The sequence below is a fragment of the Ochrobactrum sp. SSR genome, from assembly GCF_030067775.1.
Lineage (GTDB): Bacteria > Pseudomonadota > Alphaproteobacteria > Rhizobiales > Rhizobiaceae > Brucella > Brucella teleogrylli.
The window spans coordinates 1,995,237-2,017,236 of sequence record NZ_CP125969.1; the positions used below are offsets into that span (position 1 = coordinate 1,995,237).

Genomic DNA, 22,000 nt, shown 5'->3' on the forward strand with positions numbered 1-22,000 from the left:
CCCTATATTGGGAGCAGTCTAAACAAGGAGAGAAGAACGATGGATCAGGCAGCACTGTATCAACCAACCAGTGTTTTCAATGTTTCCATGGTTCGCAATGACTGCTCCTCTCACACTTCAGGACGTTTCCTGCATCACGGCTGATGGCCGCACGCTTTTCGAATCCGTCAATTTCAGCGTGACCGAAGGCCGTATTGGGCTTGTCGGGCGCAATGGTGCGGGTAAATCCACGCTTCTCAATATCATGAGCGGCGCCATGGCGCCGACTTCCGGCGCGGTCACGCGCAACGGCAGGCTCGGTGTTCTGCAACAGAATATTGTGACTGACGGCGGGCGAGCGCTGGCCGATCTGTTCGACCTTTCCGCAGCGTTCACCATGCTTTCGCGCATTGAAGCCGGGCTGGGGTCGGATAACGACTTTGAACAAGCGGACTGGCTGTTGCCGCAGCACTTTGCCGATGCCTTGCAGCGCTTCGGGCTGACGCTTGAACCGCAGACACCCCTTGCAACGCTCAGCGGTGGGCAGCGGACGCGCGCCGCTCTCGCCGCCCTTCTTTTCCATCAGCCTGATATCATTCTTCTGGATGAGCCGACTAACAACCTCGATCATGATGGCCGTCTGGCCGTGATGACTATGCTGGCAGAGTGGCGCGGGGCAGCAATTGTCGTTAGCCATGATCGCGCCTTGTTGCGAAACATGGATGGCATTGCCGAACTTTCACAAGGTGGCCTGCATCTTTATGGCGGCAACTGGGATTTTTATCACGACAAGAAGCAGGAAGAACGGGACAACGCAGCTCGCAATCTTCAGCTTGCCCAGCGCGATGTGAAACAGGTTCAACGCAAGGCGCAGGACGCAGCCGAACGTCAGGCACGCAGTGATTCACGTGGACGTAATTCACGTGCCGATAGCGGCATAAGCAAAATGACACTCGATGCGCGTGAGGATCGGGCGCAGAAGACCGGCGGCAAAGGTCAGGCGCTTGCGGATCGCAATATGGAGAAGGCTGCGGCGCAACTGAGAGAAGCTGAAACGCTGGTCGAAACAGTCAAGCCGATGCGCTTCAGCGTCGAGCGCGAGGCGCTTCCTTCCGGGCGCGTCCTTCTGCAAATGGAGAGCGTGTCGGGCGGGCCGCGACCGGACACGCCCGTCATACGCGATTTTTCGATGAAGATTGTCGGACCGGAGCGCATTGCCATACGCGGTGCGAATGGCGCGGGCAAGACATCACTGCTGCGGCTTGTCACGGGGGGAATTGCTGCCGGTTGCGGGGCGCGTGCAGTGTTTCGTGCCGATCGCTATGTTCGACCAGCAGATGAGCTTGATGGACCGCAAAGCCACGCTTTATGAGAACTTCCGGCATCTCAATCCGGATGCGAATGACAATGATGCCCGCGCAGCGCTGGCGCGTTTTTCATTTCGCGGCGAAGCTTCGTCCCGGCTTGCCGGAGAACTGAGCGGCGGTGAATTACTGCGCGCAGCACTGGCCTGTGTGTTGGGTGGAACGCAGAAGCCGGAACTACTGATCCTGGATGAGCCGACCAATCATCTCGATCTGGATTCCATCGAGGCGCTGGAGGTAGCGCTGAACGACTATGAAGGCGGACTGCTTGTCGTCAGCCACGATCAGGCGTTTCTGGATGCTATCGGGATCGAAAGGATGATTGATCTGTAGGTTCAGCGAATTGCCAGGGGGGCGCGCGGAGGATTTGCAGGCGGCAAAACCTGCTCTATTCGTCTACAGATATTCTTTCAAAATTTGGGGGGAAATTTTGGATTTGTCCTTCGGGCCAAGCCGCCGAAAGACTGAGGGGATAGAATAAGATTAGAGAAGGCCGAAGGTGCGGGCTTTCGCGACCGCCTGAACTTTATTCACCGCAACAAGTTTGGTCAGCACGTTGCTGATATGGAAATTCACGGTACGGGTTGAGATATTGAGAATTGCGCCGATGATTTCCGATGTTTTGCCCTCGCTGGCCCAGTGCAGGATTTCCCTTTCACGCGCCGTCAGGTTCACTTCGGAAACGCAGTTCATGGTTGGAACATCAAGATGTTCATACATGGACAGATGAAGCAAATTGGCCGAAATCTGCATCTGACGACGCAACGTGGCGATTTCGCCGGAAGCTAACGGCGGATCGCTTCTGATGAAAGACAGCATGCCGAATACGCCCTGCGCGGCCCAGCAAGGCTGCGAAATACCAACCTTGAAGCCGAAACTCTGCGCATCCGTCCAGATTTGAGGCGCCTCGGCGTATAGTTTCGCCGACCAGACCAGCGGCTCGATGCTGTTTAATGCTTTACGAATAAGCGGATCTTCCTCCGCATATTTTTTTGAAGCGTAATGATCTACCCACTCTTGCGGCAGAGAGCCGAAGCTGAGCCATTTCACCACGCCATTGAGCAGTGGAACGCGCATGATATAGGACACATGTGCGAACCCGCGCTGTTTGGCATAGTTGTCTATGTGCTCCAGAAGCTGCCCAGCATCATCAGCGGATTGCATAGATTCATAAATTTGTTCCCATTTCATTGCAGACACCCAATAAGAATGTTTTGTTTATGCTCGTGTGAAATTTAGTAGTGTATTGTATTCAGTTTTACTGAAACAATTTCATCATATTACTCTCTTTTTTTTCAAGATTTTAATACCGATGGGAACAATTTTAATTCAATTGGCTGTATATTTAAATGAAATTCAGCTAAATTAGCGCGCGTCCACTTTACTCGGGGTTATATCCGCAGGATTTGAAGTAGTTTGCGGATTCTTGTGGTTCGAACAGCGTGACGATCTGGCCGACAGTATTCCATAAGCCCTGGACGGTCCGCTCGGCTTTGGCGCGCAAGACGGCCTTGAGCTTGGCGAAGGCCTTCTCGATGGGGTTGAAGTCTGGACTGTATGGAGGAAGGTAGAGCAAGCGGCACCCAGCACCTTCGATTGCAAGACGCACGCCCTGCGCCTTATGTGACGGCAGGTTGTCCATGATGACGATGTCGCCGGTCACCAAGGTTGGAATGAGAACCTGTTCGACATAGGCCTGGAATGGGACGCCGTTCATCGCGCCGTCGAGGGCCATGTCATGCCGGATAGTCTGAGTGCACCGGTAAATGTCGTTGTCTTCCAATGGCCGTTTGGGACCGGTGAACGGCATCGATCTCCGCAAGGGGGCGCCCGCGAAGCCGGGACATCTTCGTGCTCAGGCTGGTTTCATCAATGAAGACGAGGCGCGCTGGATCGAGATCGAGCTGGCCGTCGAACCAGTCCTGGCGATGCTTCAGCAGGTCAGGACGGTCCTGCTCCAATGCATGTGCGGTCCTTTTTTGAAAGTCCAGTCGCGCTTTCGCAGCCAGACGTCAAGCGCACTGCGGCCGATCGATACGGCTCTCTCCTCATGCAATCGCCGGACCATCTCGTTGAGCGTGATGTCCTTCGCCTCTTCGATCATGCCGAAGATGAAGCCCTCGTGAGGATCCAGGCGTGAGCCGCCGCGTCTGCCCTGCTTCGCCGGGGCCAACAGACCTGCCCGCGCACTCGCAATCCAGGCGATGGCTGTTGAAATCCCAATCCCAAATCGGGCTGCCGCTGAACGCGCCGACATGCCATCCCGTGACGCAGCCAGAACGCGGCTACGCAGATCATCACTGAAAGCCCGGGTCATATTGCCTCCAACCAAATCACCCGTCGGAGCGATGGAATCAGAATTCGGCGACCAAGGGAATCCCCAACGCGATTCCGCGTTCAATGGACGCGCTCTAGCTTTAATTCAATTAATTTTCATTGACATGAAGCTGATGATAAGTGGCCGAGGCCAAAAAAGTGCGCGGCTGCGTTGATCTGACATTTGTATAGGTGCTTTAGTCGATGAGCCCTAACTAAAGCTCGGCGGACAGCTGTTCTGTTTTCTAAGCCGACACCTCAAGCACTCCATAATCGCTTCAGCGATTTCAGCCAGTGTCCACGTTTTAAAATGTTGTGGAGGCGGGCATATACATCGCCGCGAAATCGTCTTCTTTCTTATCGGTGCCGCCGTGCTAACAACGACACCGATATTGAACTCGCTACTATTAGGGTTCGACGGTATCAATCTCGATGGGGCCAAAGGCTTTCGACCAAGTATCATCTATATTATAGTCGGACTCCAGCGTTCCTTTATCGTATCCTTTAACGTCATCGAAAGCAAAATTAAATACTAATTGCTTGTTATTGATGTCGCTTCCGGCTATTTTCCTTCTTTGTTGTAATCTATTTCCATATCCACCACCCTTTTTGTTTAGGTAAAGGATCAGGGTGATTGTTTTTCCAATTAATGTTTTATCAGAGTCGATATCCACAAAGATATCCAATCCGTCAACGATATCAGGGAAATTAATTATGCTAGCATGCTGTCGCAGATATGGAGCCGCCAGTGTTCGAGTCACGCCCGGAGCGGGATGATTCGGGGCCGAGCTAATTACCTCCGGTAATACGGGCCTTGTCTGGAAGCCAGCGCCGGTAGTGTTCACGAGCATATAGGAAAAGATGTTCGAAGGCTGCCCATCAATGTCTGGCGTAAGATATTTGAACGGAACAACAACCGAACCGTCGACGGCTTCCTCGTAGCTCGTGATTACTATATTCTCCTGAGAGTTATCCGCAGTACGACTATTGATCCAGAAAACAACCTTTTTGTATTCTTCTCCAACGCTTCCCGGCGGCACTTGTAGGGTGAAGCCATCGTGATCATATGCATATTTGCCAGTTAAATCAATTGGTTGAGGTTCATACTCAACCTGATGGAATTGGTCGTAATAAGTTACATCAAGAAATGTGGCTATGACGAATTCGCTCGACTGAACAAGCGCTTCATTGTTCTCGTTCGGCCAAGCCCTGACGGTGGCGACACACGCGGTCAGAGAGCCGATTTTTAGGATGGTCTTGCCGTTTTGATCGGTTTTTGTGGGAATAATATGAGCGTCGTTGTCGACGAACAACTCTGTGTTCTTCTCGTCGAAGAACTGCATGCCCGGCATCATTGTTTCGACAGTCCAATCTATCAACTTGCCGGGTTGAGGAATGCCATTCTTGACATAGGTATAGGTGTACGTGATGATTTGGCTCTCATCGAGTGGATCGACGTCCTGGCGCCTGGGCGGGTTATGCGCATAGCGCTTGTTATGGGCCAGAGCGGTGCCCTGGTAATCATCTACCCCAAAGTTCAGTTGGATCGGGCAAGTAGCATCTGCTTGCGTGGCTTCCACGGTAAAGGGAAGGGATTGTGCCTTGGTTACCTCAATTATAGCAATGGCTGTACCATACGACCTTGTAAGTTCGTCTTGCCGTTTGATTGTGACGCCGTCTGTAGGCAGGTTCCACTTGATTGGGTAGTTATTTAGCTTCTTGCCGCTTTCCGTAGACAATTCCACGATGATGATGGTATTTGTGTCGAGCGATTGGGAGGAGTTGTTGTTGGGTTGCAGGAGTTTGAGGTTGTTGTGTCGCGCTGGACCCGTGAATGTGAATAGTGCAGTTTCGGAAACAACCGAGCCGTCGGCTGTCTTGACTGTTGCTTTTAGGGAGACATCGAAGGCGGGAGGGCCCGAAACGGTCGACAAGTGAAACCAGAACGAGGCTTTTCCAGATGGATCCGTGTTTGCAAACGGGTTCCACGATAAATTGGGTGCTACTGGGCTTCCATCGGCAAGGGTCAGGTCGAGCTTCAATTGGCTGCTGGGAACAGGACCGCGGCTATCCGTATATGTCGCAGTTACCGTAACATCGGTATCGTAACGGATCGTTTGCGGATCCGGCTGATCAATCGTTATTTTGGGTTTGTTTTCACCAAAGGTGAGCTTGACCGTTGTGGGAACACAATCTGGCCCTTCGGAAATGGATAACTGTGTCGTAAGCGCGGCGGACGCAGTTACCGGTATGGTCGCGATGCCGTCAAAGTCTGTTGCAGCACTGGAACCAACCTTGATATCAGAGTTGGGGGCGATATTTAGCGTGCGATAGCGCACAGCATTTCCCTTGTAATCGGTCACGCTAACCTTAACAGCCTGTTCAATTCCGACAGCCAGCGGGTCGGTGGTCGTAGGTGAGACCGGTGCGATGACGTTGGCGGCTACCTGATACGACGCCTTGTAGGGGGCGCCTTCCGATGGTGTAATGGTAACGTCGATATTCTGAACTACACCTTGTGGCATATTGCTAAAGTGGATGTCACTTTGGCTCAAACCGTTTTGGAGCTCGGTAATAAGCTCGGGAAAACGTGCCTCTCCCTCTCCCTTTACAGAGGCTTCCCAAGTAACGCTGAAATTGCCACTTGGCGCGATCCCATTCTCGTCGGTCACTTTAACTTGGAACGCGTAGGAATTGTGCGGGTCAAAAATATTCTCGTTGTCTGGCAGCGGTGCAACCTGAACAAAGCGCGGCCCGCCGATCTTGAAGGTCGGGTAGTCGAAGATGACAATGTCCGATTCTTCCATTCCAACTAAGCCAACTTTCAAGGTGATCCGATCATCCATTCCATAGACAACATATGGAACAGTAATTGATGAAATGGCAGTGCCTATGTGATCTTCCTTTAAGGATGCCGGCTCAATCCGGACCTCGACACCATCGGGTAATCTGGTATTTACACTCCACAATATCTCACGACGACTTAAGACAAATCCATTTCCAGCCGTGTGAAGTGTCTTTAGGTCGTAGGAATAACCAGGATATATTACAGAATTGTTAATAGGCCAAAAATTAATAACCTGATTTATAACTATATTTTGATCAATAAGTAGATTTTTTGAATTATCTTCTTTACCATCTACTTTTGCGGTCGTGATCCACTCTCCGGGAGAATATTGGTCTACTTCTTTAAAATGGGTGTAGAATTGACCAAGGCGGATTTTAGTATTATTACTTATTGTACTCTGACCAAGTACAGAAGTAATAATTATTTCTTTGCTTTCTATAGGAATTCCATAGGGGTCAGCGTAGAAAACCAGGTAGTTTATATCGCCTGCATCTGGGGCGAGGGATATGGGGGCGAGATATTTTGGGTCGTCGCCGGGGTAGAGAATTTTTAGCCAGTTTCCCGCGCCAATCGGCGGAGCAGACTTTGGCGCGCCGAAGAGACATTCGAATTCGAGCTTGGATTCCGGTTCATCTTCCGGCCAGACGGCCAGGCGGATGGTTGCGTTCGCACTCGGATCGGCAAGCGTCACCTGGATGGAATTGACGCCGTTGCCGTCGCTGCCGACCGGCGTCGCCTGGTGGCGTAGCGTGGCTTCGCCTTCGGCAAGCTGCCACACGAGGTTTCTGCCAGCCAATGGCGTATGAAAGCTGTCCTTATAGGTGACGGCAAGATCGACGAATTCATTCGCTGGAAAAGCAAAACCGCAAGCCGGTGTGCTGGCCATGTAATGCAAATTATTGTTGTTTTGAGTGAGAATGAACTGTCTCATCCTGCTCTCCTGATTTTGAACAAACGGAAAAACTTGCCAATTCCATCCGAACTGACAATTCAACTGGCGCAGTATGTGTCTGGGCTTAGAGGAAGGCTGTCTTCATATGCATCACTGTCAAATGACGCACCTGCCTTCAGATCGTCGTTCGGCAAAGTATTTAAAACGCACCCAATGCAAACCGACTGGGTTCCTGTCTGTTTCAACAAGACATATCTCAGTTCTGTGTGAAATGCCCGGTCACGATGGAACTAGAATCAACACTGTGGTTGTTTTCCGAGCGCCACCCCATATACTGAAATTTCTTATTTCACAGAAAATGCGATGTGCTTGGAAAGATCGCTTATTGTTTGTGTGATCTGCCGAGTCCCACGTTGATTGCGAGCTCTGGGGTATGCTTCGGCATGGCCTTTGTTTTATTAGTGTTTGGGTCTCTGATTACATAGTCAACCCTGACCGTGCCCAAATGTATTCCCGTATCCTGTCCAGCACAAAAGCCAGCAAATCTGGGCGCGGGAATTGGCACTATAAGCTCGCCATTAAAGTCACTACCGTCAAGTGTGTGATCGTCCGACTCAACTACGTTGGAATTGGGTTCCATCGTTTCATAATGATAGGCATTAACGTAACACTTTATCTTCAGAATATCACCTTTCACAAAGGGCAGGCTTCCTCCTAGCGCCGGTATTTTAATTGAGAAATTGTTGGTGATGGTCGCATCGTTAATGACACCGGTGTGATTTGCCAGATATGCTGCGTTATCCAGATTGCGGTATTGCGTAGCTGCTGGCGGATTGACGTCATCGGCTCGAACCGTCAACAGTGCGAGGATCATTCCATTTTCAGCCGCCAATGCGTTATAAATCATATAGACAAATGAGTTATAAGTGTCGTATCTCAATGTGTCAGGCGGTATTTTAAAGCCTTCGGTACTGAGTTCCCTCATGCTTTTGACGTAGATATCATCATTCACCTGCAGTGCCACTAGCGCCTCAGGCCGGTTGCCATAGTCGGTTGTGCATGTCTGTGGCAGTGTGACGCTAACAAAATCCTGACTCGCAGCGACCACGAGCTTGCCGTCCTCATTCTGCGTGGCGTCTACAGGCCCCCATTTTGCATCTATGGATTTCGAGTTATCAATAAAGACCAGGTGTGGCGGCATGTTGTCTGGCAGCTCCGCGCGCTCGTTCCACAGGCGGACAATGGGTTCGATGATTGCTTGGGTATGACTAGCATAATAGAATTCTAACTTGCCGTCCGCCCCGGAAGTGAGCTTGTAGCCAGTCTCTCCGTCGTCATAGTCCGCAAAACTTCCGTCGCTTTTTAAAACCGCAACTGAACGGGGCGAGAGGCTGACATAGACGTCCATTGACGCGCCGCCTGTGCCATCATTTGTTATGAGCTCGAACTTGATTGACCCATCCGTTGTTGTTGGTACATCTGCTGTTGAGACATCAGTTACTTTAAGTGGGGGACTAGTAAATTGAATAGTGTTTGCCATTGAATTAACCTCATGTTTTACAATGCGCATCAACAATGAATTTTAAAACGAAACGCAGCAACTGTTGGGAACGACATAATCTTTGACGGAGTTGCCAGTTGCGCTGAAAATTGATCGATACCGGAGACAATGCGCGCTGATCAAAAGCTGATCCAGCCGTCAGCAAACCGGCACGATGATTCCCGAAAAATCCGCTCTCCTGGGGCGTGCTATCTCGCCGTTCTCAATGCGTTTTGAAAATGGGGAAATAGAAAGCATATTCCCGAAAATAAATATAGATTGGATTCGTCCTTGATGAATATAATATTCATTATTAGATTTATTTAATATAATAAAAATTCAAATTATTCATTGAATTTTTATTTAAATATGAGAAAAAAGCTAGAAACTGTATTATTTAAGAGAATTGAGATGTTAAATTATCGCCGCAGATTCAGTGTATATCATTTTTCTAAATTAAAAATACTTAATTTAAATCTCCGTTCAAGTGTGGCGCTCCCAAAGGCACTTATTTTGGCGGCCTTATTGTTCTCACCCGTCTTGCCAGCTCTTGGCCAGACAGTGGGTGGGCGAGGCGGGGAAGGGATTCGTAGCACCGGTCAACCTGGTGACGGTGGATCGCCTGGCCAGCCGGGAACCGATGGAGTGCAACCTTCGGGCTTTCTTGACGCCGGGGTGGGAGGTGGAGGTGGCGGTGCCGGAGGCGGCCTGGGCGGGCATGGTGCCGGAGGCGGGGGACGAGCGCAAGGCGGCGATGGCGGCCTGGGCGGAACGCATGACAAGGAGGATGGCGCTAACGGAGACGATTACACAACCCCCCTTACCGGCGGATTAGGGGGCAATGGCGGTGACGGACAGGATGCAAACATTACCCCCAATGGCGACGGTAGCGGGGGTGGCGGTGGTGCTGGTGGTTATGCCCTGATCATTGCTGGCAATAGTTCTGTTACAAACCATACGACGATTACGGGTGGTAATGGCGGTAACGGCGGCAACAGTGGTCACATATCGGTAGTATTTTAGTGAACGCAGAGGGTATGGGCGGCGGTGGCTATGGCGGTGGCGGCGGCCTAGGCATCTGGATGAATGGTGACGGGATAACTGTCACGAACTCCGCTACAGGCGTGATTATTGGCGGAAACGGTGGCAAGGGCGGAACATCTTTTTCGGCTTCGTTATCGGCAGGAGTTGGCCGGAACACTGGCAATGGTGGTGACGGCGGCGCGGGTATTTATGGCGCAAGCGGTAATCCTTCTCAGGCTCGACCTGATTCAGCAGTTGTGAACCAGGCATCAGGGAGCATCACCGGTGGCGCGGGTGGTGAAGGAGGGGACACGGACCCGACCGTGATTCAAAATGGCCGATCAGCCATCGACGAAAATGGGGCCAATGGCGGCGTTGGTGGCGCAGGCGTCTTTGGTGTTGCTACGGTGACGAATGAACAGGGCGCGACCATTACTGGCGGTGCAGGTGGCAAGGCCGGTCGGGGGTCGCAATGGGTCAAAAACGCTGCGGATATAAATACCGAAGCCAATGGTGGTGCCGGGGGCGCCGGGGTGGTTACGCTTTCAGTTGCGGGAGGGGCTCAGTCGAGCGTCGATAATTCCGGTGCGATCACGGGTGGCAAAGGTGGCAAGGGCGGAGATGCGCTGACACCGCTACTCGATACGCTCACCGTGAACCAGAGCGTTGGCGGCAGAGGTGGCGACGGTGTCAGGGGCGATAATACAACGATTACCAATACGGGCGTGATCGCGGGTGGTGATGGCGGCGATGGCGGCGCAACACTGGCGGGGACAACCGCGGGGCGCAACGGCGATGGCGGTGCCGGCGGTGACGGTATCAATGGCTCGAACCTGATGGTTGTGAATAGCGGCACCATTGAAGGAGGTAATGGTGGCGCTAAGGGAGCAAATGGTGCCGGCACTGCGGCGGACGGAAAAAATGGCTACGGCGTACACTTCACGAGCGGCACCAACACGCTGGAACTCCATAATGGTTCCACCATTATCGGAGGCGTTTTCGCCGACGCCGGAACGACCAATACGTTCATACTCGGTGGAGCTGCCGCTGGTACCTTCGACGGAATCCTGTCGACCAAAATAGATGGTTCAGGAACCTATCAAGGGTTCACTACCTTCGAAAAACGGGACACCAGCAACTGGACGCTGACGGCGGCCAGCGATGTGAGTTGGACCATCTATGGCGGCACCTTGACGATCGGCAATGGCGGCGGATTAGGCACCGCTGGCACCTCCGTCAATACCGGTCCAAGCGCCGCAGAAAAAGGCATCCTGGCTTTTGATAGCAATGGTTCAATAACGGTCGGCAGCACGATTACCGGCGGCGGTAAGGTCGTTCAGAAAGGGACGGGCACGGTTTCTCTGGGTTCAATCGCCAACACCTACACGGGCGGGACTGACCTGAACGACGGTATTATGTCGGTAGAACTTGATCAGGCTCTCGGCGACATAACCAGCGGTGTCACTTTTAACGGCGGAACATTGCGTATAGCGGGAACGGACAACGATACATCGAACCGTCAATTCGCGCTGAATTCTGCATTTGGCACATTCGATATTGATGATGCGGCCAATATCTTCACGCTCACAAACGATTTGGACGGCACCGGAGCGTTGAAAAAGACCGGCGCGGGAACGCTCGCTCTGACAGGCCTCAACGCATATACCGGCATGATCGCAATCGAAGAGGGCACGTTGCAGATTGGTGACGGTAGCACGGTGGGAGAACTCGGTGCAGTTTCGGATGTTACGGTTGCCAGTGGTGCATCGCTGGCTTTCAATCGAACCGACGATAATCTTGTTGTGAGCCAGACGATTAGCGGTGATGGCGGTGTTACACAGAAAGGCACGGGGAAAACGACGCTAACTGGCACCAACAACTACATTGGTGTAACTGACATCCAGGCGGGCGCGCTTCAGCTTGGCCAGAACACAACAGCCGGTAGTCTGGATCCTCAAAGCACCGTTAACATCGCCCAAGATGCAAAATTTATCATCAATCACAACGATGCCTCTTTTGATTTCACCAACATGATTCAAGGCGACGGCCAGGTGGTGATTGACGGCGACGGAACTGTCGTGCTCACCAATATGAGCAATACCTATACGGGCGGCACTGAACTCGAGAAGGGTGTCCTCAAGCTTTACTCTGATAGGGTCCTGGGCTCAGGTGACCTAATAATGAATGGTGGCACGCTGTTGCCGGATTCGGCTGTTGTGCTGGGCCACGATGTTCAGGTTTTGGGCATTGACAGTGTGTTCCAAACGAACACATTGAAGGACTTAACGCTTACGGGAAAACTGACGGGCGACGCAGGTACTGCTTTCACTAAAACAGGTAACGGTCGCCTGATCCTCAATCAAAGCGCCAATGCGTCGGGCTTTGCTGGTTCTGCCAACGTGAACGAAGGCGCCTTGGTGGTCAACAGCAACCAATTTGGTGGTAGTGTCATCGTCAACAGCGGTGGAACGCTGGCAGGCGCTGGCACAGTCGGCAATACGAATGTTGTGACTGGCGGAAAGCTGGCAGGTATGGTTGGCACAACGCTGACTATAAACGGCAATCTGACCGTCGATGCGAATAGCACCGTTGATGTCAATATTGGTGCAACAACTTTCAATCAGGAGATGTTCAACGTTACGGGCAACCTCACCCTTAACGGAAAACTCGACGTTAGTACCAGCGGGGGTGCGGCACCCGGTATCTATCGCATTTTTAATTATGATCCCAGTCAAACGAACGCCTATAGCACTTTCCAATTGGGTACAATTGATGGCGCCGCCGCCAATTCGGCCGACTGGAAGATTGAGGACACGAATCCCGGTCAGATCAATCTCGTCAATATGAAGGGCATGTCGTTTGTTGTTTGGGATGGTTCCAATACAAACGATGGTGGTGGAGTCCACGGCGGTGACGGAACCTGGAACATCGCGGACACCAATTGGAAAGATATTCAAAGCCTATCCGTCAATGACCCATGGGCTGACGGATCAGTCGCGGTCTTCAGAGCAGCCGCTGGAACAGTAACCATTGACGATCAAGCGGGTGGCGTAAATGCAGCGGGCTTGGTGTTTGAGACCGATAATTATCACATCAACGGTCGACCGCTCAATCTGGTTCAAGGAGTTAATGGAACGGCGCCGTTTATACAGGTCGGTGCGGGAAGCGATCCGACCGTTAAGGCCACAATCGACACCGTTTTGCAAGGAAGCGCGGGCTTGACCAAAACAGGCGTTGGCACGCTGATTCTGACGAAGGATGCGACATATAGTGGTACAACAACGGTAACCGCTGGCACTCTTCAATTGGGCAATGGTGGCCACGAGGGCGCGGTGAATACGGATGTCGAGTTGAATGGTAGTCTGCTTGCTGACACTGCGCTCGTATTCAATCGTTCGGATGGGTTTCATTTCCAGCATTCGATCAGTGGCAACGGTGAAGTTATCCAGCGCGGCACCGGGACCACAGTTTTCGATGCAAGCAATAGCTTTTCTGGTGGTCTGACTGTCGAGATTGGGACGGCGCAAGCCGGCATCGCGGACACTGCGTTCGGCGCAGGCCGTGTGGCCGTGGAAAAAGGTGCCACGCTCGATCTTGCTGGATTCAACCAAACCATCGGTGGTCTCGTCGGCAATAAAGACGACAAGGGTGACGGTGATATCCAGCTCGGTAGCGGAATCCTGACACTCAATCAGGACTTCAGCACCAATTTTTCCGGTAAGATTTCTGGTACAGGCGGTCTCGTAAAAAACGAGAACGGTACGTTGACGCTGTCGGGTACAAACAACTATTCCGGTGTTACCACTGTCAATGGCGGCTCGCTGGTGCAAGGCGCGAAAGATGCCTTCAGCGGTACATCAGCCTATGCCGTGGCCAACGGAGCGACACTCGATCTAGGCGGTTTTGCCACCGGCATGCGGTCACTGGAAAACGGCGGTACTGTTGATTTCGGCGGTACTGGTGGTACTGCGCTTAACATTGCTGGCGATTATGCTGGTGGCGGCACGCTTGTCATGAGCACCGTGCTGGGTGCGGATAACTCCACCACGGACCAGATGAAAGTCGGCGGCAATACTTCCGGAACGACATCGGTTGTGGTCAAGAACCGGGGAGGGCTTGGTGCCGCGACGGTAAATGGTATCGAACTGATCGATATCGCGGGGAACTCGGGCGGCACATTCAATCTTCAAGGTGATTACACGACCAAGGATGGGCAGCAGGCAATACTCACCTCCTCGGCATATGCCTATACCTTGCAGAAGGGCGATGCGAGCGGTTCAAACACCAACGATTGGTATCTTGTCAGCCAGTACACCAGAAACGATCCGGATGGCCCTAATCCGCCGGCTTGTGATGATCCGAATGGTTGTCCTGAGAATCCGAGCAATCCAAGTGGACCATCCCGGTTTAGTCCCGCCGCTCCGGTATATACGTCTTATGCTGCCAGCATGCAGGCACTGAACCAACTGCCAACATTGCAGCAGCGCCGCGGGGATCGTTACCTTAACAAGTCAGGATCACTTCGCGGCTCCTCGGAGGCTGGCGAGACGGATGATCGGGCCATTTGGGCACGTATCGAAGGAGCGCATAACCGTCTGGAGCCGAATACGACTGCCGGGCATGTGCAGCAGGATATCAATACTGTCATCATGCAGGCTGGTGTCGATGGGCAGTTCTATGAGGATGAGAGCGGTCGGTTGATCGCAGGCATTACCGGTCAATACGGCAATGGTCGTGCCAGAACGGCGAGCAATTTCGACGATGTCAACGGTGGTGGCGAGCTGAACACCCAAGGCTGGGGTCTCGGTGGAACCATTACCTGGTATGGCAATGACGGTTTCTATGTCGATGGACAGGCGCAGGCCAACTGGTACAAAACCGACCTTCGCTTTGGCGGCGGCAACAACGGGCTGACGAACGACAATAATGGTTTCGGTTATGCGTTAAGCGTGGAATCTGGAAAGCGTTTCGATATCGATGAAAATTGGTCGCTGACGCCGCAGGCTCAGCTGATGTTCTCATCGGTCGATTTCGATACGTTCTCGGATAGCTACGGCGCGACTGTCAGCAATCGTGACGGCAACAGCCTCAACGGTCGTCTCGGGCTTGCCGCCAACTACGCCAATAGCTGGCAGGGAGCGGATAGCCGCATGGTCAATGCCAATGTGTATGGCATCGCCAACCTCTATCAGGAGTTCCTCGGTGGAACGAGCATCAACTATGGCGGCACCCGGATGAAAGCCGACCGGGACCGTACATGGGCGGGCATTGGTTTCGGTGGCACCTATGCCTGGGCGGATAATAAATACTCCGTCTATGGCGAAGGCACCGTGAACACTTCGCTCAACCACTTTGCTGACAGCTATGCCGTCAAAGGAAACGTAGGTTTCAAGGTGAACTGGTAGGATCAGCATAACAAGAAGAGCCCCAACAGGCTCTTCTTGTCGCTCCATCTCGATGCTGACGCTGGGCTTGTGGTTTACTTCTTTTGCCATCGGGCGAGGAATGACGTCAGGTCGCAATGCATCGGACGGACAGGGCGTTGTCGGGGAATCGGTTATTGCGAGACCTTAGCAAAGGTTGCTCGGAAGCATTTCCGGTAAATCGGAAGGACTTGCAGGGAAAATCGGACGAGACTGCTTCCCATTCATTTTGGATAGGCAAAACATACCCTAAGCAAAAAAGAAGCGCCGGTTTGATTGTATCAAATCGGCGCTTTCGTTTTCAGAGCAAGAATTCCGCTCGCTTTGAAGCCTCGGTAGGTTGTCGCGTTTCGACCGAGGGACTGATGGAGCGTTTTAATTCGGAGTGGACAACCTCTACCGAACTCACAGCTGGAGTTCGTTCAGTGAAAGTCGGATCGCTTTAGCCGGTTTAACTCGTTCTTTGGCGCCTATCTTATCCGAAACAGTTTCGGACATTTCCGTCCGCGCTCTCGAAGTCAGTCGCCATTCGTCAGGCGGGGCGCGACTTTCTCGATCTCGCCGATCAGCTCCAAAAGATTGCGGCTGATATGACCATGCAGGGAGGCTGCCACTTCCGGGTATTCTTCCAGAATGCGCCGGAAGATTGAGCGGCTGATGCGGATCACTTCGGTTTCCGCTTCGGCAACCGCGCCGGTCAGGCGTGATGTCTGGGCGATGAGAGCCATCTCACCAAGCATCGCACCGGGGCCAACGGGGCGGATCGATATCCGCCCCTCATCAGCGTCGTGAAACAGGGTAATGTTGCCGGAAACGACGATATAGGCACAGTCCGCGCTCTGGCCTTCACGAAAAAGCTCGCGGCCCGCGCGCAGCACAAGCCGCTCGGCGCCGAAGGCAAGGAGGCGCAACTGTTCCGGAGTGAATGACTCGAACAGGCCCACCGTGCCCAGAATGCGAATATCGTCGTCTAGCGCCATAGAGTGTCAATACACCTGCATCGGGCGCTGTCCATCACGGGACAAGCTTGTATCCCCCGCTTTCTGTGACGAGAAGCGTCGCGTTGGATGGGTCCTTCTCGATTTTCTGGCGCAGACGGTAGACATGGGTTTCAAGCGTATGGGTCGTCACGCCTGAATTATAGCCCCAGACCTCCTCCAGCAGCACATCGCGACCGATGACCTTGTCGCCAGCGCGATAGAGATATTTGATGATCGCCGCTTCCTTTTCGGTGAGGCGAATCTTTGCACCCTTCTCGTCGATCAGCAGCTTCTGACCCGGCTTGAACGTATAGGCGCCGACCGTGAAGGTCGCGTCTTCGCTCTGTTCATGCTGGCGCAATTGCGCGCGGATGCGGGCAAGCAAAACGGCAAATTTGAACGGCTTGGTGACATAGTCGTTCGCGCCGGATTCGAGACCGAGGATCGTGTCCGATTCGGTGTCATGTCCGGTCAGCATGATGATCGGGGACTTGAAGCCGCCTTTGCGCAGAAGCTTGACAGCCTCGCGGCCATCCATGTCCGGCAGACCCACATCCATGATCAGAAGATCGACGATGCCATTGCGGGCCGTCTGAATGCCCTTGGTGGCGTTGTCTTCCTGCAGAATCTGGAATTCTTCACACAGCTCAAGCTGCTCGACGAGGATGGAGCGGAGATCTTCGTCGTCATCCACAATCAGAATTGTACGGCCTGTCATGCCTGTCCTCGTTACTCTTTGATTTAAATATGGCTCTTCGTGTTTTATGACACTTAATGGCCAGAAGTTGAAGCGGCGAAACGCGAATCAGGCTTTCGCACGCCTCAGGGGCGAAGTGTAAACATATTTTGCCCGAAAACTGAAAATGGAGACGGCAGCGTGACCAGATACCAAGGAGGCCGTGGGGTCGGCATCATCAATGTTCGGGCCAAGCCGGGCCACAAAACGCGTGGGCTGCTTACTGCTGGCAATCTGGTGCTGGAATGCGCGCTTGGCAAGGGCGGCATCAGCGCTTTCAAGCGCGAGGGCGATGGTGCAACGCCTCTGGCCGCCATGCGTCTGCTTTATGGTTATTGTCGCGGTGACAAGGGCAACCTGCCATCGTCACGGCTGCCTCTGCGCCAGATCCGCCGTCTGGATGGCTGGTGCGATGCGCCGGGCGACCGCAACTATAACCGGCCGGTGCCGCTGCCTTACAGGGCCAGTCACGAGGATATGTGGCGCAAGGACGAGCTTTACGATGTTTGCATCGTCATGGACTGGAACATCCTGCCGCGCCGCCGCGGCTGCGGCAGCGCCATTTTCTTCCACCTGGCGAGGCCGGGCTATACACCGACGGAGGGCTGTATCGCATTGAAGCGCGCCGACATGGCGCGCCTCTTGCCGCATCTATCGGACAGAACGGTCATTCGCGTCCTGCGATAGTTCCGATTTTCAGTGCGCCGGTGCGGGCACGATTTTCACCTCGTTGCCCTGCACGTCGTAGAGCTTTCCGCCGAGGAAATAGTCGCCGTCGTGCAGCTCTGCGATGTGGTGATGACGGATAATGCGCTCGGTGCCTTCCGAAAACACCGACATTTGATCGGAATTACCGGTCTTGAACTCATTGAACAGCAGGTTCAGCACGATGGCCATCAGCGCAGCCGAGCTGATGCCCGAATGGAAGATGGTTTCAAACCAGTCGGGAAACTGATGGTAGAACTGCGGTGCAGCGATCGGGATCATGCCGAAACCGATGGAAGTGGCCACGATGATCAGATTGACGTTGTTCTGATAATCGACCCTCGACAGCGTGCGGATGCCGCTGGCCGCGACCGTGCCGAAAAGTACGATGCCCGCACCGCCCAGAACCGCTGGCGGAACACAGGCAATCACGCGCCCCATCACCGGCAGCAGGCCGAGCGTGACAAGAATGAGACCGCCGGTCGCGACGACAAAGCGGCTTTTCACGCCCGTCACCGCCACCAGTCCGACATTCTGCGCAAAGGCGCTCTGCGTGAACGAGCCGACGATTGGGGCAAAAATGCTCGACGCCATATCGGCGCGCAACCCGTTGCCGAGCCTGCGGGAATCGACCTTGGTGCCGATGATTTCGCCCACGGCCAGAATATCCGCCGAGGTTTCCACCAGGGTCACCAGAATGACAATGAACATGGAAATGGTCGCAGCGATGCTGAATACGGGCATGCCGAAATGAAAGATTTCTGGAAAAGCCATGATCGGGCCTTCGCTGACGCGCGAAAAATCCGTCATGCCGAGCGCCCAGGCGATCAGCGTGCCGCACACCATGGCGAGCAGGATTGACAGGCGGGAAATGGTGGCACTGCCGATCTTGCTCAGGATAAGCACCAGCGCCAGTGTCAGTCCGGCCAGACCGATATTGGACATGCTGCCGAAATCGGGCGCATTGCTGTTGCCGCCCATCGCCCAGCGGGCCGCAACGGGCATCAGCGTCAGGCCGATGGTTGTGATGACGATGCCAGTCACGAGCGGTGGAAAGAAGCGCGTTATGCGTGAGAAAATCGGCGTTATCAAAAAGCCGATAAAGGCCGCCGCCATGACGGAGCCAAGCACGACTTGCAGGCCTGCTTCACCGCTGCCGCTGGACGTGACAATGGCCACCATTGTGGCGACACCGGCAAAGGAAACGCCCTGCACGAGCGGCAGCTGGCATCCGAAAAAGGGAATGCCGATGGTTTGCAGCACGGTGGCAACACCGCCGGCAAACAATGAGGCAGTGATGAGCAGACCCACTTCACTGGGGCTCAATCCTGCGGCCTGACCGATAATCAGGGGAACCGCAACAATGCCGCCATACATAGTCAGCACATGCTGAAAACCATAGGCAAGGTTTGCTGCAACCGACAGTTTTTCATCTTCAGGGCGCGAAACTGCATCCGCCCCGGACAGGTGCGTATTCAATGCTACTCCCTCCCGGCAGACGGGTTTAGACCAGTCTGCCCTCTCCGTTCTCCCTGCGCAATCGTGTTGTGGCTGTCCGAGTTGTGCCGCACACAAAAATACGCATGTCTCCTCCAAGACAGTCGTCAGAGTATAGCGGCACCCGTCCGCATGACTGTGCGTGTTTTGCTTGAAATTGTTTTCGACGCGGGAAGGCTAATGTCGTGGTTGGGTTTAGCAACCTGTCATTTTCATCGCTTCTTGCAGAACCGTGAAAACAGCGGGGTCTGTCGATTGCGCCACGTTGAAGCGCAGATAGGCGCTTGCCGTGCGTGACGGGCTGAATACATCGCCGGGCGCCATAACGACACCCTTGTCCAGCGCGTGCCTTGCAATGGTGCCGGAATCCATGCCGTCGGGCAAGCGCGCCCAGAGAAACATGCCGCCTTGCGGTTCGGCCCAGAGTTCCAGCCCTGCGGCTTTCAGGCGTTTGGCGGTCAGCGTCATGGCATCGGCAAGCTTGGCGCGCATGCCTTCGATGTGGCGGCGATAGGTGCCATCGGTCAAAAGCGCATGGACGATTTGCGCCGAGATCGAATTGCCGCCGAAGGTGGTGGCGAGCTTCAGATCGGTCAGGCCGTCGATCCAGTCACTGCGCCCGGCAATATAGCCGACACGCGCCGCAGCCGAGAGCGTCTTGGAAAAACTGCCAATGTGCAGCACGCGCTCGAACCCGTCGAGTTCCGCCAGTAGTGGTGCTGGCGACGGATGAAAATCGCCGAAAATATTGTCCTCGACGAGAATAATGTCGTGCGCTTCCGCGAGCTTCAGAAGGCGATGCGCGGTTGCGGGCGACATGACGCCGCCGGTCGGATTTTGCAGGCCCGCATTGGAAATATAGAGTTTCGGGGCGTGTTCGGTGGCAGCCTTGGCGAAGGTTTCGAGGTCCGGGCCGCTATGGGTATAGGGCACGCCGACCAGCTTGACGCGGTGGGTCAGCAGCACGGCCTGAAAGTTGAAATAGCACGGATCGTCCACCAGCACGGTGTCGCCCGGCTGGAGCAGAAAGCGGCAGATGAGATCAATGGCCTGCGTGCCGGAATCGGTCAGCAATATCTCGCTGCCGGAAATATCCATGCCCTGTTCCGCCAACCGGTGCGCGAGATGGCTGCGCAACGGGCGGAAACCGAGCGGTTCGCCATAGGTGGCGAGATCGCTGCGCTCGTCGCGGGCAATGGCGCGCAGCGCACGGCGGATGCCCTCAAGCGGCAGCCATTCATCCGGCAGCCAGCCGCAGCCGGGCTTCAATGTCTTGCCTTCGGTTTCCAGCGATTGGCGCATGACCCAGAACGGGTCGATCTGCCGGTCCTTGTGCGGCGTGGTGGTGGCCAGCGAAAACGGCTGGCGCGCTCGCTCTGACACATAGAAGCCAGCACCACGGCGCGAGTGGATGGTGCCTTCTGCCACCAGCCGGTCATAGGCTTCGACGACGGTGGATTTGGAGACGTCCATGGTTTCGGCTAGGCGGCGGATCGATGGCAGGCGGGCGCCGGGCGCAAGGCTCATGGCCGCAATGCGTCCGCGTATAATGGACATGACTTTTTCGACGAGCGAGGTTTTTTCAGCCATGCCATTTTCATCACCGCGCGCGCTATCGACGCCCGCATAGGCGGCTTCCACGGCTTCGAGGCTGCGCAACAGGCCCGTCGATATCATCTGTACTCTCTTTCGTATCAGTACAGTTTGCCAGAATTGTCCGGTAACTGTCTCTGATTATTTCGGCAAGTTCGCGGCATTGTCCGCGAAATTCATAGACGATTTTGCTGAAAGCTGAAAAGACACAATGAGCGAGAATGTTGGGAACAACGGTATTGGCAACAAGACCGCCGGTTGGATGAATGGGTTTCTGGGCGTGCTGATTTTCTCAGGCTCGCTGCCTGCGACACGTCTTGCGGTCATCGATATCGACCCGACATTCCTGACCCTGGCGCGCGCGTCGATTGCCGGGCTGTTGGGCATGGCGCTGCTGCTGGCATTTCGCGAACCGCTTCCGCGCAAGAGCGATGTCATTTCGCTGATCGTGGTGGCGCTGGGCGTGGTGGTCGGCTTTCCGCTGCTCACGGGTATTGCGCTCCAACATATGACCTCGGCGCACGCGATTGTCTTTATCGGCCTGCTGCCGCTTTCGACGGCAGTGTTCGCTGTGCTGCGCGGCGGCGAGCGGCCGCGTCCGCTGTTCTGGCTGTTTTCGATCGTGGGTGGGGCTATTGTCGCGTCCTATGCTTACGGGCAGGGCAGCCAGTCCACGCTGCTCGGCGACGTGCTGATGCTGGGTGCCATCATTGTCTGCGGGCTTGGCTATGCGGAGGGGGCCAGCCTGTCGCGCAGGCTCGGCGGCTGGCAGGTCATTTGCTGGGCGCTGGTCTTCTCGCTGCCGATCATGCTGCCGCTGACCATTCTCATGCGTCCTGAAACATGGACAGGCATTGGCGCGATGGCATGGGGCGGGCTGGTCTATGTGTCGCTGTTTTCGATGCTGATCGGGTTTTTCTTCTGGTATCGCGGGCTGGCGCAGGGCGGGGCTGCGACGGTCGGACAGCTTCAGCTTCTGCAACCGTTTTTCGGTCTCATGCTGGCGGCAGGCATTGCGGGAGAGCCCGTCAGCATGGGCATGGTCGCGACAGCGGGCATCGTCGTGCTGTGCGTTGCGGGAGCGAAACGCTTCGCTTAAGCGGG

Annotated in this window: 13 protein-coding genes and 1 pseudogene; 6 read left to right on the forward strand and 8 right to left on the reverse strand. The window is 54.3% G+C overall.

Annotated features, from left to right (window positions below):
- Positions 1-97 precede the first annotated feature (97 nt).
- A complete protein-coding gene (locus QLQ11_RS09415) occupies positions 98-1,351 on the forward strand; it encodes an ATP-binding cassette domain-containing protein (RefSeq protein ID WP_371835864.1) in 1,254 nt (417 codons plus the stop codon).
- Entirely contained in the window at positions 1,326-1,676 is a 351-nt protein-coding gene (locus QLQ11_RS09420; RefSeq protein ID WP_371835865.1) for an ATP-binding cassette domain-containing protein, read from the forward strand. The genes QLQ11_RS09415 and QLQ11_RS09420 overlap by 26 nt, the downstream gene beginning before the upstream one ends.
- Positions 1,677-1,826: 150 nt before the next feature.
- On the opposite strand, the gene QLQ11_RS09425 is transcribed toward QLQ11_RS09420, so the two are convergent.
- From QLQ11_RS09425 to QLQ11_RS09440, 4 genes and pseudogenes are all read right to left on the reverse strand, one after another.
- Positions 1,827-2,534 (reverse strand): LuxR family transcriptional regulator, encoded by a 708-nt coding sequence (locus tag QLQ11_RS09425; protein ID WP_109369941.1) that lies wholly within the window; start codon positions 2,532-2,534, stop codon positions 1,827-1,829.
- Positions 2,535-2,724: 190 nt separating this feature from the next.
- A pseudogene (locus QLQ11_RS09430) lies at positions 2,725-3,660 on the reverse strand (IS630 family transposase).
- Positions 3,661-4,066: 406 nt separating this feature from the next.
- Positions 4,067-7,438 (reverse strand): hypothetical protein, encoded by a 3,372-nt coding sequence (locus QLQ11_RS09435; RefSeq protein ID WP_283735968.1) that lies wholly within the window; start codon positions 7,436-7,438, stop codon positions 4,067-4,069.
- A gap of 343 nt (positions 7,439-7,781) precedes the next feature.
- A complete protein-coding gene (locus QLQ11_RS09440) occupies positions 7,782-8,939 on the reverse strand; it encodes a hypothetical protein (protein WP_124915124.1) in 1,158 nt (385 codons plus the stop codon).
- Between the two features lie 645 nt (positions 8,940-9,584).
- Between QLQ11_RS09440 and QLQ11_RS09445 the strand changes: the two genes are divergently transcribed.
- On the forward strand, positions 9,585-9,962 hold the full coding sequence (locus tag QLQ11_RS09445; RefSeq protein WP_283735967.1) for a hypothetical protein: 378 nt from the start codon (positions 9,585-9,587) through the stop codon (positions 9,960-9,962).
- Positions 9,963-9,976: 14 nt separating this feature from the next.
- Positions 9,977-15,367 carry an autotransporter outer membrane beta-barrel domain-containing protein gene (locus QLQ11_RS09450; RefSeq protein ID WP_283735966.1) on the forward strand — a complete coding sequence of 1,797 codons (5,391 nt, stop codon included), beginning with the start codon at positions 9,977-9,979 and terminating at the stop codon, positions 15,365-15,367.
- A gap of 536 nt (positions 15,368-15,903) precedes the next feature.
- On the opposite strand, the gene QLQ11_RS09455 is transcribed toward QLQ11_RS09450, so the two are convergent.
- Both QLQ11_RS09455 and QLQ11_RS09460 read right to left on the reverse strand, forming a co-directional pair.
- Positions 15,904-16,365, reverse strand: coding sequence for a cyclic nucleotide-binding domain-containing protein (locus QLQ11_RS09455; protein ID WP_109369936.1), 462 nt, complete (start codon positions 16,363-16,365; stop codon positions 15,904-15,906).
- A gap of 34 nt (positions 16,366-16,399) precedes the next feature.
- Positions 16,400-17,083 (reverse strand): response regulator transcription factor, encoded by a 684-nt coding sequence (locus QLQ11_RS09460; protein ID WP_078337540.1) that lies wholly within the window; start codon positions 17,081-17,083, stop codon positions 16,400-16,402.
- 159 nt (positions 17,084-17,242) lie between these two features.
- Between QLQ11_RS09460 and QLQ11_RS09465 the strand changes: the two genes are divergently transcribed.
- Entirely contained in the window at positions 17,243-17,788 is a 546-nt protein-coding gene (locus QLQ11_RS09465) for a L,D-transpeptidase (RefSeq protein WP_109369935.1), read from the forward strand.
- A gap of 9 nt (positions 17,789-17,797) precedes the next feature.
- Here QLQ11_RS09465 and QLQ11_RS09470 read toward each other — a convergent pair whose 3' ends face one another.
- Entirely contained in the window at positions 17,798-19,285 is a 1,488-nt protein-coding gene (locus tag QLQ11_RS09470) for a nucleobase:cation symporter-2 family protein (RefSeq protein WP_109369934.1), read from the reverse strand.
- Between the two features lie 213 nt (positions 19,286-19,498).
- Complete coding sequence (locus QLQ11_RS09475) at positions 19,499-20,980, reverse strand: PLP-dependent aminotransferase family protein (RefSeq protein ID WP_109369933.1); 1,482 nt, start codon at positions 20,978-20,980, stop codon at positions 19,499-19,501.
- A 127-nt stretch (positions 20,981-21,107) separates the two neighbouring features.
- Here QLQ11_RS09475 and QLQ11_RS09480 point away from each other — a divergent pair, with 127 nt between their 5' ends.
- Positions 21,108-21,995, forward strand: a complete 888-nt coding sequence (locus QLQ11_RS09480) for a DMT family transporter (RefSeq protein WP_109369932.1) — start codon at positions 21,108-21,110, stop codon at positions 21,993-21,995.
- Positions 21,996-22,000: the final 5 nt, after the last annotated feature.

What these genes read in the sequence shown, in the direction of transcription:
- QLQ11_RS09415 (WP_371835864.1), top strand. Translation starts at nt 98, where the DNA reads ATGACTGCTCCTCTCACACTTCAGGACGTTTCCTGCATCACGGCTGAT.
- QLQ11_RS09420 (WP_371835865.1), top strand. Translation starts at nt 1,326, where the DNA reads ATGGACCGCAAAGCCACGCTTTATGAGAACTTCCGGCATCTCAATCCG.
- QLQ11_RS09425 (WP_109369941.1), bottom strand. Translation starts at nt 2,534, where the DNA reads ATGAAATGGGAACAAATTTATGAATCTATGCAATCCGCTGATGATGCT.
- QLQ11_RS09435 (WP_283735968.1), bottom strand. Translation starts at nt 7,438, where the DNA reads ATGAGACAGTTCATTCTCACTCAAAACAACAATAATTTGCATTACATG.
- QLQ11_RS09440 (WP_124915124.1), bottom strand. Translation starts at nt 8,939, where the DNA reads ATGGCAAACACTATTCAATTTACTAGTCCCCCACTTAAAGTAACTGAT.
- QLQ11_RS09450 (WP_283735966.1), top strand. Translation starts at nt 9,977, where the DNA reads ATGGGCGGCGGTGGCTATGGCGGTGGCGGCGGCCTAGGCATCTGGATG.
- QLQ11_RS09455 (WP_109369936.1), bottom strand. Translation starts at nt 16,365, where the DNA reads ATGGCGCTAGACGACGATATTCGCATTCTGGGCACGGTGGGCCTGTTC.
- QLQ11_RS09460 (WP_078337540.1), bottom strand. Translation starts at nt 17,083, where the DNA reads ATGACAGGCCGTACAATTCTGATTGTGGATGACGACGAAGATCTCCGC.
- QLQ11_RS09475 (WP_109369933.1), bottom strand. Translation starts at nt 20,980, where the DNA reads ATGATATCGACGGGCCTGTTGCGCAGCCTCGAAGCCGTGGAAGCCGCC.
- QLQ11_RS09480 (WP_109369932.1), top strand. Translation starts at nt 21,108, where the DNA reads ATGAGCGAGAATGTTGGGAACAACGGTATTGGCAACAAGACCGCCGGT.